11 protein-coding genes are annotated in these 12,482 nt (G+C 52.3%); 4 read left to right on the top strand and 7 right to left on the bottom strand.

Annotated features, from left to right (window positions below; translation table 11 throughout):
• Positions 1–37 precede the first annotated feature (37 nt).
• The gene (gene glgP / locus ACOZIO_RS14510; RefSeq protein WP_421595439.1) at positions 38–2,485 is read left to right on the top strand and encodes a glycogen phosphorylase; all 2,448 of its coding nucleotides are present in this window, start codon (positions 38–40) and stop codon (positions 2,483–2,485) included.
• A gap of 60 nt (positions 2,486–2,545) precedes the next feature.
• Here glgP and glpD read toward each other — a convergent pair whose 3' ends face one another.
• From glpD to ulaG, 7 genes are all read right to left on the bottom strand, one after another.
• Positions 2,546–4,057, bottom strand: coding sequence for a glycerol-3-phosphate dehydrogenase (glpD, locus tag ACOZIO_RS14505; RefSeq protein ID WP_129953838.1), 1,512 nt, complete (start codon positions 4,055–4,057; stop codon positions 2,546–2,548).
• 277 nt (positions 4,058–4,334) lie between these two features.
• Positions 4,335–5,093: a DeoR/GlpR family transcriptional regulator gene (locus tag ACOZIO_RS14500; protein WP_013573556.1), complete on the bottom strand. Its 759-nt coding sequence runs from the start codon at positions 5,091–5,093 to the stop codon at positions 4,335–4,337.
• A 9-nt stretch (positions 5,094–5,102) separates the two neighbouring features.
• Positions 5,103–5,936 (bottom strand): rhomboid family intramembrane serine protease GlpG, encoded by an 834-nt coding sequence (glpG, locus tag ACOZIO_RS14495; RefSeq protein ID WP_129953837.1) that lies wholly within the window; start codon positions 5,934–5,936, stop codon positions 5,103–5,105.
• Positions 5,937–6,155: 219 nt separating this feature from the next.
• The gene (locus ACOZIO_RS14490; protein WP_421595438.1) at positions 6,156–7,346 is read right to left on the bottom strand and encodes a trans-sulfuration enzyme family protein; all 1,191 of its coding nucleotides are present in this window, start codon (positions 7,344–7,346) and stop codon (positions 6,156–6,158) included.
• Between the two features lie 142 nt (positions 7,347–7,488).
• Positions 7,489–7,809, bottom strand: a complete 321-nt coding sequence (gene glpE, locus ACOZIO_RS14485; protein ID WP_129953835.1) for a thiosulfate sulfurtransferase GlpE — start codon at positions 7,807–7,809, stop codon at positions 7,489–7,491.
• Between the two features lie 83 nt (positions 7,810–7,892).
• Positions 7,893–8,648 carry an HTH-type transcriptional regulator UlaR gene (ulaR, locus tag ACOZIO_RS14480; protein WP_129953834.1) on the bottom strand — a complete coding sequence of 252 codons (756 nt, stop codon included), beginning with the start codon at positions 8,646–8,648 and terminating at the stop codon, positions 7,893–7,895.
• A 114-nt stretch (positions 8,649–8,762) separates the two neighbouring features.
• Positions 8,763–9,827, bottom strand: a complete 1,065-nt coding sequence (ulaG, locus tag ACOZIO_RS14475) for an L-ascorbate 6-phosphate lactonase (RefSeq protein WP_129991475.1) — start codon at positions 9,825–9,827, stop codon at positions 8,763–8,765.
• A 415-nt stretch (positions 9,828–10,242) separates the two neighbouring features.
• Here ulaG and ulaA point away from each other — a divergent pair, with 415 nt between their 5' ends.
• The 3 genes from ulaA to ulaC are packed head-to-tail and all read left to right on the top strand — an operon-like array spanning position 10,243 to position 12,464.
• Positions 10,243–11,646: a PTS ascorbate transporter subunit IIC gene (gene ulaA / locus ACOZIO_RS14470; protein WP_258452634.1), complete on the top strand. Its 1,404-nt coding sequence runs from the start codon at positions 10,243–10,245 to the stop codon at positions 11,644–11,646.
• A 28-nt stretch (positions 11,647–11,674) separates the two neighbouring features.
• Entirely contained in the window at positions 11,675–11,983 is a 309-nt protein-coding gene (gene ulaB / locus ACOZIO_RS14465) for a PTS ascorbate transporter subunit IIB (RefSeq protein ID WP_129953831.1), read from the top strand.
• A 10-nt stretch (positions 11,984–11,993) separates the two neighbouring features.
• Positions 11,994–12,464 carry a PTS ascorbate transporter subunit IIA gene (gene ulaC, locus ACOZIO_RS14460; RefSeq protein ID WP_129953830.1) on the top strand — a complete coding sequence of 157 codons (471 nt, stop codon included), beginning with the start codon at positions 11,994–11,996 and terminating at the stop codon, positions 12,462–12,464.
• Positions 12,465–12,482: the final 18 nt, after the last annotated feature.

Here is a 12,482-nt window from a genome sequence, read left to right as displayed (position 1 = left end):
CCCTGAACGCAGCTAACTTGATCGGGAATGTAACGTTATGACTTCACCGTTTAATTACAACTCACCGACAGTCAGTGTCGAAGCGCTTAAGCATTCTATTGCCTATAAACTGATGTTTATCATCGGCAAAGATCCGTCTATTGCGACACAACACGACTGGCTGAACGCCACATTGTTTGCGGTGCGCGACCGTATGGTGGAACGCTGGTTGCGTTCTAACCGGGCGCAAACCTCACAGGACGTACGACAGGTTTATTACCTGTCGATGGAGTTTCTGATTGGACGGACGCTTTCCAATGCGCTGCTGGCGATGGGCATTTACGATGACCTGAAAAACGCGCTTGATGAAATGGGCTTTGATCTGGAAGAACTGATCGGGGAAGAAAATGATCCCGGTTTAGGTAACGGCGGCCTCGGGCGGCTGGCGGCCTGTTTCCTTGATTCACTGGCAACGCTGGCGCTGCCGGGGCGTGGTTACGGCATCCGTTATGAATATGGTATGTTCGCGCAAAGCATCATCAACGGTGAGCAAAAAGAAGCGCCGGATTACTGGCTGGAATACGGTAATCCGTGGGAGTTCCAGCGTTATAACACCCGTTATAAAGTGCGTTTCGGCGGACGTGTGCAACATGAAGGCATCAAAACCCGCTGGCTGGAAACGGAAGAAGTCATTGCCTGCGCCTATGACCAGGTCATTCCCGGCTACGATACCGACGCCACCAACACGCTGCGCTTGTGGGGCGCGCAGGCCAGTAATGAAATCAATCTGGGTAAATTCAATCAGGGTGATTATTTCGCGGCGGTGGAAGACAAAAACCACTCTGAGAACGTATCCCGCGTGTTGTATCCCGATGACTCGACCTACTCCGGTCGCGAGTTGCGCTTGCGGCAGGAGTATTTCCTGGTGTCGGCAACCGTGCAGGATATCCTCAACCGGCATTACACCACGCACCATACTTACGACAATCTGGCCGATAAAATCGCCATTCACCTCAATGACACGCATCCGGTGCTGTCGATCCCTGAGCTGATGCGTCTGCTCATCGATGAGCATAAATTCGAGTGGAAAGCCGCGTGGGAAACTGTGTGTCACGTTTTCTCTTACACCAATCACACGCTGATGAGTGAAGCTCTGGAAACCTGGCCGGTAGACATGATCGGTAAGATCCTGCCACGTCATCTGGAGATTATTTTCCAGATTAACGATCACTTCCTGAAAGAAGTGGCGGAAAAGATCCCCAATGATAATGGCCTGCTGTCACGGGTCTCGATTATCGATGAAGGCAACGGTCGTAAAGTGCGGATGGCGTGGCTTGCTGTGATCGCCAGTCATAAAGTTAACGGTGTTTCCGAACTGCATTCCGAACTGATGGTGCAATCGCTGTTCGCCGATTTCGCCCGTGTTTATCCTGACCGTTTTTGTAATAAAACCAATGGTGTCACGCCGCGCCGCTGGCTGGCGCTGGCCAATAAACCGCTGTCAGCGGTGATTGATGATGCTATCGGTAAGACCTGGCGTTCTGATCTGAGCCAGTTGGCGGAACTGGAGCAGAATCTGGATTATCCGAGCTTCCTGCAGGCAATCCGTAAGGCCAAGCTGGACAACAAAAAACGGCTGGCGCTGTATATTGCCCAGAAGCTGAACATCGTGGTTGATCCGAAAAGTCTTTTTGATGTGCAGATTAAGCGCATCCATGAATATAAACGTCAGCTGATGAACGTGTTGCATGTCATCACCCGCTATAACCGTATCCTCGAAGAACCGGACGCCGAATGGGTGCCACGCACGGTGATTTTTGCCGGTAAAGCGGCCTCGGCGTATTACGCAGCGAAGCAGATCATCCGGCTGATCAATGACGTGGCGGCGGTGATCAACAACGATCCGCGTGTGGCTAACAAACTCAAGATCGTTTTCATTCCGAACTACAGTGTCAGTCTGGCCCAGCTGATTATCCCGGCAGCTGATCTTTCCGAGCAAATCTCGCTGGCGGGCACTGAAGCATCCGGCACCAGTAACATGAAGTTTGCCCTTAACGGCGCACTGACGATAGGCACGCTGGACGGTGCCAATGTCGAAATGCTCGAACATGTGGGTGAGGAGAATATCTTTATCTTTGGCAACACCACGCCACAGGTCGAGGAATTACGCCGCAAGGGCTACAACCCGCATATCTATTTCGAGCAGGATGCCGAACTGCATCAGGTGCTGACGCAAATCGCCACTGGCGTCTTTAGTCCGGCCGAGCCGAAGCGTTACACCAATTTGTTCGATACGCTGGTCAACCTCGGTGATCACTATCAGGTACTGGCGGATTATCGCAGTTATGTCGATACGCAGGATAAAGTCGATGAGCTGTATAAACTGCCGGAGGAGTGGACGCGACGCACGTTACATAACATCGCCAATATGGGCTATTTCTCCTCGGACCGTACCATTCAGGAATACGCCGATGAGATCTGGAACATTAAGCCGGTGAAGTTGTAGAACGGGAATAAAGATGGGACTTTCAGCTCCTCCCCCTGCGAAGGGGGGGAGCTGATTAAATCAAGAAGCCAGCGACAAATGTTTCTTCTGCTGTTTGTGTGTTTCCAGCCATTCAGCAACGCGTTGTTGCTGGGTTTTATCCAGCCACATGCCAAGTTTGGTGCGACGCCAGATGGCATCATCAAGCTGTGAAACCCACTCTTTTTCCACCAGATAACGCAGTTCTGCTTCGTAGAATCCGTGACCGAAATCTTCGCCCAGCGACGCCAGACTGGTTGCGCCATTCAGCAGCAACTCTGTCTGACTGCCATAGGTGCGCGCATAACGGCGAGCCAGAGGTTCCGGTAACCATTTGAAACGGTTACGCAAATTAGCACTGTAAGTATCACGGTCACCATTGAGTTTCCCGCCAGGCAGTATTGCCGTTTTGGTCCACGCCGGGCCGGCTTTCGGATAGTACTTCACCAGTTTTTCCAGTGCGTGTTCCGCCAGTTTACGGTAGGTGGTCAGCTTGCCGCCAAATACAGAAAGCAGCGGCGCTTTGCCATCCTGATCGTGAACGTCGAGGGTATAATCACGGGTGACAGCCTGCGGTGAATCTGATTCGTCATCGCACAGCGGACGCACGCCGGAGTAGGTCCAGACAATGTCTTCTGTGGTCAGCTGTTTCTTAAAGTGATCGTTGTAAACTTTCAGCAGATAACCGATCTCTTTATCATCAATTTTTACTTCTTTCGGATCGCCGTGATATTCCACGTCGGTTGTCCCGATGATCGAGAATTCATCCATCCACGGGATCACAAACACAATGCGGTGATCTTCGTTTTGCAGAATGTAAGCCTGAGGCTGATTGTGCGCGCGCGGCACCACAATATGGCTACCTTTGATCAGACGGATGCCATAGGGTGATTTCAACTTCAGGCCGTCGTCGAAGAAATGTTTTACCCATGGGCCGGTGGCGTTCACCAGACCTTTGGCGCGCCAGGTAAAGGTTTTGCCGGTATCGATCTCTTCGGCTTCCACCATCCACAGTCCGTCTTCACGCCATGCACGGGTCACGCGGGTACGTGTGCGGACTTCGCCGCCACGCGCTTCCACTTCCTGGGCATTGACGACCACTAAACGCGCGTCGTCAACCCAGCAGTCCGAGTATTCAAAACCTTTGGTCAGTTCTGGCTTCAGCACAGAATCACTGCCGAATTTCAGGCTTTTACTGGCCGGCAGGCTGGTGCGTTTGCCCAGATGGTCGTACAGGAACAAACCGGCGCGGATCATCCAGGCCGGGCGCAGATGCGGCTGATGCGGTAAACGGAAACGCATCGGGAAAGCAATATGCGGTGCCATTTTCAACAACACTTCACGTTCGGCCAGCGCTTCGCTGACCAGACGGAATTCGTAATGTTCCAGATAGCGCAGGCCACCGTGGATCAGTTTAGAACTGGCCGAAGAGGTCGCGCAGGCCAAGTCTTGCGCTTCAAGCAGCAGAACAGACAGCCCGCGGCCAGCTGCATCTACTGCGATGCCGGTACCATTAATACCGCCACCAATTACGATCAAGTCTTTGGTTTCCACGTCATCTTCCTCCAGATGTTCGCAATAGCTCTTTTATGTTCGTTTTCGCTCATGATTGTAATCGAGAATCGACATACAAGCCAAGCGTTAACCAAATAAAAACAATTATGCGTGATGGAGGTAACATTTTTGTGGCGGTTTCGAGCAAAATGGTAAAGGGAGGACGAAACCGAACGCTGCTACGCGTGGAATTTTTCGAAATTGTTCGTTTTGGTCTGGCGGATGGGGGGGAAGAAAAGCAGGAGCGCCAGAGCGACGCTCCCTAAATCCAGGAAAATCAGCAGAGTTCGAGATGTACGTCGTACTTATCGATGATTTGCTTCACGCTGTCCGGCGGCTGTTTGTCGGTGAACAGGTAATGGATCAGATCCATTTTGCCGAGGTTAACCATCGCATTGCGACCAAATTTGGAATGGTCGGTTACCAACATAACGCAGCGGGAGTTTTCGATAATGGCACGCTTGGTACGGGCTTCGTGATAGTCGAATTCGAGCAGTGAACCGTCCATATCAATGCCGCTGATGCCGAGAATGCCGTAATCAAGGCGGAACTGTGAGATGAAATCCAGCGTTGCTTCGCCCATGATACCGCCATCGCGGGCACGTACTTCGCCGCCTGCGAGGAATAAACGAAAATCCTCCTTGGCCGTCAGCAGTGTCGCAACGTTCAGATTATTGGTCACGATGCGCAGATTTTTATGGTTAAGCAGTGCGTGTGCCACGGCTTCCGGCGTGGTACCGATATCAATAAACAGCGTTGAGCCATCAGGGATCTGGCTGGCGACGCGTTCGGCGATACGCGCTTTCGCTTCCGACCACATCACTTTACGGTCGTTGTATGCCGCATTCACTGAGCTGGACGGCAAGGCCGCGCCGCCATGGTGACGGTGAATTTTATTCTGTTCAGCCAGATCATTGAGATCACGGCGGATAGTCTGTGGGCTGACTGCAAAATGTTCCACCAGTTCTTCGGTACTGACATAGCCTTGCTGGCGAACTAAATCGATAATGGCATCATGGCGTTGTGTTTGTTTCACCCGAATCCCCTACTTACTTTTTTTGTTGCGCGGAGTGCGCGTATCAACAAATGCCATGACCAGGCCGAGACCCAGACCAAACGCATGGGCGGCATTCGACACGGCCGCGCCGCCGGTTGCATAACCAATGAACATGAAAATCAACGAAATGACCAGTAATCCGCCGGGGACGTACAGACGACTTTCCGGTTTCAGCTGGCCGGTCAGCCAGGCGTAACCCATCAGCGCGTAAACCACACCGGACAAACCACCGAACCACGAACCATTGACCATTGACTGGCCCCAGCCGCTGATCAGGGCTGAAATGAGAGTCACGGTAAACAGTTTGCCGCTGCCCAGATGCATCTCAATCTGGCTGGCGAGATACCACCACCAGGCCAGATTAATCAGCAGGGCAATAAAGGAGAAGTTCATCAGAGCCGGAGTGAACCAGCGCCATAACTGGAAAACGCGTGAACTGTCCGGCCAGGCCAGCCAGTTCATCACCAGTTCGTCGCCGACCATCTGTTGCAGGATAAACACTGCAAGACTCAGCACAATCATGCCAATCGTCAGGGGGCCGGCGCGGCTGCGCAGGGTTTTCAGAAAAGGTGTATGTGACATCCGCAAATTGGGCTGCGCCTTGCCGGTTTTCCAGCTGGCTTCCTGATAGCGCGGATGCAGCGGATCGCGCACAAACAGCGCCACCTGCTTTTCGGCTTCTTCCAGGCGGGATTCATCTTCCAGCCAGAGCTGCACTTCCTGACTTTCATGTTTCATCGTCAGCGTAAAACCCTGCGTTGCCATGTAATCGACAAAAGCCTGAGCGAGGCGGGGGTTGTTCAGATTAAGAATGCGCACCATAGCGTTAAGCGGTTTCCCTAATTGTTTGATTTGTTGCCGTCATTTTAGGGCAATACCTTATCTGCCAGCGTGGGGGATGTCGATTATAACGTCAGAAGGATAAAGGAGGGGAATTTAGGCATGCTGTGCGGTTATCTGCGAATAGAAAATTATAGTGATGTGATGAGGATCGAAGTCTTTTGCAACACCGCCGGATGACGGTGTTGCAAAATCAAGCCCTTAAAGCCCTTCAAGCGCCTGTTGCAGATCAGCAATCAGGTCTTCGGTGTCTTCGATACCGATGCTGATGCGCACCAGCCCGTCGGTGATACCGCTCTGACGGCGGACTTCCGGCGCGACGGCGCTGTGCGTGGTGGATGCCGGATGGCAGGCCAGCGAATCGGTGTCGCCGAGCGAGACCGCCTGCGTGATAATGCTCAGCTTATCAAGGAAAGTCCGTGCGGCGTTCAGCCCGCCTTTCAGCTCAATCGCCATGATGCCGCCAAACAGTTTCATCTGGCGTGAGGCGGTGGCGTGTCCCGGATGCTGTTTCAGCCCCGGATAGAACACGGTATCTACCGCGCTGTGGCTGTCGAGGAATTCCGCCACCGCCTGTGCGCTCAGCGAACTGGCTTCGACGCGCAGCGGCAGTGTTTTCAGGCCGCGGATCAGCAAACTGGCTTCGAACGGGCTCAGGTTACCGCCAAATTGTTTCAGACTCAGGGTACGGATGGGCGTGATCAACGCCGCCGAACCGGCCACCACACCGCCGGTCGCATCGCCATGACCGCTGATGTATTTGGTCGCGGAATGCAGAACGATATCAATACCCAGCGCCAGCGGACGTGTCAGGTACGGCGTGGCGAAAGTGTTATCCGCCACACTGACCGCACCGGCCGCTTTGGAAAGACGCGCGATTTCTGCCAGATCGGCGATATCCAGCCCCGGATTAGCGGGAGTTTCCACCAGTACCACTTTGGTATTTTTGGTGAATGCGGCTTCCAGTTCATTCACATTCGCAACGTGAACCGGTTTGATACCATATCGCGGCAGCAAATTACGCACTACGCCTTCGGTACCGCCGTACAGCGTGCCGATATGAATGATTTCATCGCCGGGAACCAGCAGGGCAAACAGCGTGGCGCTGATCGCCGCCATGCCACTGGCACAGGCGACGGCGGTTTCTGCGCCTTCGAGCACTGCCAGTTTTTGTTCGAAAACGGCCACGGTCGGATTGGCGAAACGGCTGTAAATATAGCCCGGTTCTTCACCGCTGAAACGGCGTGCGCCGCTGTCGAAATCCGGGTATGAAAATGCCGATGCGGCGGTGATTGGCGTGGCAATGGCGCCGGTCAGAGCATCGGGCTGCTGTCCACCATGAACGGCGAGCGTACGCAACCCTAAAGAACGTGAAGTGTTCAGATTTTTCATCTTGAAATCCTGTCGATAGTAGGCGGAAATTATATCAACACTGGAGAAAGGTAGCTTTTTCGGCTTAAGAATATTTTCGGCGCAAACCCGATAGCCTGGTTATAAAGACTATAGCTTGCGCCAGGGACAAATAAAGAGAGGATCAGACTTCAATATCTTGCGGAAAAGTTTTTGACCAGGCTTCGAAACCGCCGTCAACGCTGTAGACCGATTCGAAACCCTGAGAGATCAGAAACTGTGCGGCACCCCGGCTGCTGATACCGTGATAGCACATCACCAGCACCGGTGTTTTGGCATCGGTCTGCTGAATAAATTCAGGCAGGCTGTCGTTACTCAGATGCCAGGCACCCGGTGCATGTGCTGCGCCGAAGCTTTGCGGGTCGCGGATATCGACCATCACCGCTTCGCCAGCTGTCAGGCGGTTACGGGCTTGTTCTACGCTGATTGCTTCAAATTGTTCCATTCTGGTCGTGCCTCATAAAAGGTGATGCCCACATTCTACCCAATAATGGCACAACTAAGACCAGACAAAGAGAAGGGATAAAGTTAAACCAGGATCACTTTCACGCCTTTTTGGCGTAACTGTCCGATGATTTCATCGTTCGCTTCTTTGCCGGTGATCAGCACATCAATTTGTTCGGTGCGGCTGAACAACATGCCTGCACGCTGACCGATTTTGCTGCTGTCGACCAGCACCGCCAGATTTCCCACATAATTGAGCATCTTCTGTTCGGCCATTGCGGTAAGCATATCAGTTTTGTACAGGCCGTCGGGGGTCAGCCCGGCACCGCTGGTAAACATCCAGTGCCCCGCATACAGACTGGCGTCGCCGTCCTGAGGTGCCAGCGTAATGGACTGACTTTTATTGTATTGCCCCCCCATGATCACCACGCTGTCGTGCTCCTGCTCAATCAGGTAATTAGCCAGCGGCAGATAATTAGTGATGACCTGAATGTCTTTTCCGCACATTTCACGGCCCAGCAGAAATGCCGTCGAACCGCAGTTAATCACCACGCTTTCACCCGGCAGGCACAGTTCGGCTGCTGCTTTAGCGATACGCATTTTCTCGTTGAGATTGTGCGTCTGGTGAATATTCAGCGGTGTCCAGTTCTGACGTGGCTGATTAACGGCTTCCGCGCCGTTGCGCACTTTACGCAACTTCCCCAGTTCATTGAGCTTGGTAATGTCACGACGCGCCGTGGCCGGTGAAATATCAAATTGATCAATCACATCGGCAACGGAAATCTGCCCCTGGCGTTGTAGCAGATCGAGAATGGCATTGTGGCGTTGTGGCTCAGTCATGGTGGCTCCGCAGGTGAATAGGTGATTACCGCGTGATTATAAACGAGCAGTAATGGCAATTACATTGTTAATAAAACGGCGGAGTCTGTTGCCTCCGCCTTTTAGAAAGATGTCTTACAGGAAGGATTTGAACGGTAAATCCGTGTCTGTGCTAAAGCAGTCGTCAAAACCACGCGGGTAATGATATTCGAAATTATCTTTATCATCCGGATAGGTGAATTTGCCGCCTACCTGCCAGATAAAGGGCTTGAAGCCGTATTTCAGACGGTCTTTTTTCATCTCCCACAGCACACGTATTTCCTGGGGATCGGCCTGGAAATTAGACCAGATATCATGATGGAACGGGATCACCACTTTGGTTCTCAGTGATTCCGCCATACGCAGCATATCGACGCTGGTCATTTTGTCGGTCACGCCGCGCGGGTTCTCGCCGTACGAGCCGAGTGCCACGTCAATCTGGTACTCATTGCCGTGTTTGGCATAGTAGTTGGAATAGTGCGAGTCGCCGCTGTGATACAGGTTTCCGCCCGGCGTTTTGAACAGATAATTCACTGCACGCTGATCCATCATATCGGGTAATACGCCCGCAGCTTTCTGGCCGGCGGGCAGGGTGATCAGCACCGTGCGGTCAAAAGAATCCAGCGCGTGGATTTCCACATCTTTGATTCTCACCACTTTGCCCGGCGTCATCACGATGCACCGGTTTGCCGGTACGCCCCAGCTCATCCACAAGTCCACGCAGGTTTGCGGGCCGATAAAGGGCACGTCGGCAGAACAATTTTGCATGACGGCAGCGGCGACGTTCACATCAATATGATCATTGTGATCGTGAGTGGATAACACTGCGTCGATCTCCCTGATCGCAAAGGGATCGAGCACAAACGGCGTGGTGCGCAGATTCGGCTGTAGCTTCTTCACACCGGCCATGCGCTGCATCTGGTGGCCGGTTTTCATCAACGGGCTGCTGTGATTTTGCTTGCCGACGCCGCACCAGAAATCGACACAAATATTCGCACCGCCCTCTGATTTCAGCCAGACCCCCGTGCAGCCCAGCCACCACATGGCAAACGTGCCCGGCGCGACCTTTTCCTGCTCGATTTCTTCGTTTAACCAGGTGCCCCATTCCGGAAAGGTACTGAGGATCCAGGACTCGCGGCTGATCGTTTCTACTTTGCTCATAATATTTCCTCATTTGAATTTGCTTTGAAAATAGAATCACAATAAATCATTTAATGATTAAATATGATTTATTTGTGCGAAAGTTATCATTGAAAATTCATTGTGACAATGATTTTAAAGCGGGTTTTTCCATGGCAAGAAATGCCTGCCAGCAGGGGGAGTGACCGGATCTAGGGTATGATGAGATGTTTTTTATAGAGTTATATAACTGAAATATCGAATAAATATAAAGTTTCGGATGCATAAATAAATTCAAGCTCATGACGATATCTTGCGAGACTGCTCACAAATAATCATTGTGAATCTTTATCTGATTCGATGTGAGCATTAGAGTGCGTCTGTCCCTCACTTTTTAGCGCGAAGTTTGATGTGTGAGCGCGTTGAAGAGATCAAACAAGGTCAGACGGAGAGTCTTATGGAATTCCTCTACACCATCTTCACCGTATTTTTTAATCAGGTAATGACCAACGCGCCGCTGCTGTTGGGTATTGTGACCATGCTCGGTTACATCCTGCTCAGAAAGAGCGCCACGGTGATCATCAAAGGCACGATCAAGACCATCATCGGCTTCATGTTGCTACAGGCAGGTTCCGGCATTCTCACGGGGACGTTCAAACCGGTGGTGGCGAAACTTTCAGAAGTGTATGGCATTAATGGTGCCATTTCAGACACCTACGCTTCAATGATGGCAACAGTCGAACGCATGGGTGAGGCTTACAGCTGGGTCGGATATGCGGTGCTGATCGCCCTTGCACTGAATATCCTGATGGTGATATTCCGCCGTATCACCGGCATCCGCACCATCATGCTCACCGGGCACATCATGTTCCAGCAGGCGGGGCTGATTGCGGTGTTCTTCTTCATCATGGGCTATCCGATGTGGACGACCATCTGGTCAACGGCCATTCTGGTGTCGCTCTACTGGGGCATCACCTCAAACATGATGTACAAACCGACGCAGGCGGTGACTGAAAACAGCGGTTTCTCGATAGGTCATCAGCAGCAATTTGCGTCGTGGATAGCCTATAAAATCGCGCCATATCTCGGTAAAAAAGAAGACAGCGTGGAAGACCTCAAATTGCCCGGCTGGCTGAATATCTTCCATGACAATATCGTCTCCACCGCCATCGTGATGACGGTGTTCTTTGGCATCATCCTGTGTTCCTTCGGCCTCGACACCCTGCAGCAAATGGCCGGAAAAACTCACTGGACCATCTACATTCTGCAAACCGGTCTGATGTTTGCGGTGGCGATTTTCATCATCATTCAGGGCGTGCGGATGTTCGTCGCTGAACTGACCGAAGCCTTTAACGGCATCTCTCAACGCTTAATTCCCGGTGCCGTTCTGGCCATCGACTGTGCGGCCATCTACAGCTTTGCACCGAACGCCGTGGTCTGGGGCTTTATGTGGGGCACTATCGGCCAGCTGATTGCCGTCGGCATTCTGTTCGGCATGGGCTCTTCGATCATGATTATTCCCGGCTTTATCCCGATGTTCTTCTCCAACGCCACAATCGGCGTGTTTGCCAACCACTTCGGCGGCTGGCGCGCAGCGCTGAAAATCTGTCTGGTGATGGGAATGATCGAAATTTTCGGCTGTGTATGGGCCATTAAACTCACCGGCCTGAGTGCCTGGATGGGCATGGCCGACTGGTCGATTCTGGCACCGCCAATGATGCAGGGCTTCTTCAGTATCGGCATTGCTTTTATGGGCATTATCGTGGTGATCGCACTGCTGTATATGTTTTTTGCCGGTCGCGCACTGCGCGCTGAAGAAGACGCGGAAAAACAAACCCTTAATCAATCCACTTCTCACTAATGACTTCTCACAAACCAATGAGGTTCCCATGACAGTACGAATTCTGGCGGTATGCGGTTGCGGGCAAGGCAGTTCGATGATCATGAAGATGAAAATCGGTCAGTTCCTGACACAGGAGGGTGTGGACCACACCATGAACAGTTGCGCGGTGGGTGAATACAAATCAGAGCTGGGCAGTGCGGACATTATCGTCGCGTCTACCCACGTGGCGGATGAAATTACTGTCAGCGGCAATAAATATGTGGTCGGTGTCCGCAATATGCTGTCGGCGGCGGACTTCGGCCCGAAAGTGATGGCCGTCATCAACGCTCATTTTTCTGCTGATCTGAGAAAATAAGGAACATGCCATGAAACTGAGAGATTCACTGGCTGAAAATAACTCGATTTGCCTGAATGCTGAGGCAGAAACCTGGCAGGACGCGGTGAAAATTGGCGTCGATATGCTGGTCGTCGCGGGTGTGGTTGAGCCGCGTTATTACCAGGCGATTCTGGATGGTGTCGGACGTTTCGGACCGTATTTCGTGATCGCGCCCGGGCTTGCCATGCCACATGGTCGCCCGGAAGAAGGTGTGATTAAAACTGGCTTTGCGCTGGTGACACTGAAAAAACCGCTGGTGTTCAACCACGAAGATAACGATCCGGTGGACATTCTTATTACGCTGGCGGCGGTGGATGCCAACGCACATCAGGAGATTGGCATCATGCAGGTGGTAAACCTTTTTGATGATGAAGCCAATTTTGACCGCCTGCGCGCCTGTACCACCGCGCAACAGGTACTGGATTTGATCGACCTGACCTCCGCCACGGCGGTTCACTAATTCATTAGCAGAGAAGGA

Source organism: Rahnella sp. PD4 (genome assembly GCF_049199325.1).
Classification (GTDB): Bacteria; Pseudomonadota; Gammaproteobacteria; order Enterobacterales; family Enterobacteriaceae; genus Rahnella; species Rahnella perminowiae.
Note: the sequence above shows the minus strand (reverse complement) of the source record. Positions and strands in the feature narration are given on the sequence as shown.

Excerpts from the sequence above, each read along its gene's own strand:
- glgP (WP_421595439.1), top strand. The coding sequence starts at position 38 with ATGACTTCACCGTTTAATTACAACTCACCGACAGTCAGTGTCGAAGCG.
- glpG (WP_129953837.1), bottom strand. The coding sequence starts at position 5,936 with ATGGTGCGCATTCTTAATCTGAACAACCCCCGCCTCGCTCAGGCTTTT.
- ACOZIO_RS14490 (WP_421595438.1), bottom strand. The coding sequence starts at position 7,346 with ATGAAAAATCTGAACACTTCACGTTCTTTAGGGTTGCGTACGCTCGCC.
- glpE (WP_129953835.1), bottom strand. The coding sequence starts at position 7,809 with ATGGAACAATTTGAAGCAATCAGCGTAGAACAAGCCCGTAACCGCCTG.
- ulaR (WP_129953834.1), bottom strand. The coding sequence starts at position 8,648 with ATGACTGAGCCACAACGCCACAATGCCATTCTCGATCTGCTACAACGC.
- ulaG (WP_129991475.1), bottom strand. The coding sequence starts at position 9,827 with ATGAGCAAAGTAGAAACGATCAGCCGCGAGTCCTGGATCCTCAGTACC.
- ulaA (WP_258452634.1), top strand. The coding sequence starts at position 10,243 with ATGGAATTCCTCTACACCATCTTCACCGTATTTTTTAATCAGGTAATG.
- ulaB (WP_129953831.1), top strand. The coding sequence starts at position 11,675 with ATGACAGTACGAATTCTGGCGGTATGCGGTTGCGGGCAAGGCAGTTCG.
- ulaC (WP_129953830.1), top strand. The coding sequence starts at position 11,994 with ATGAAACTGAGAGATTCACTGGCTGAAAATAACTCGATTTGCCTGAAT.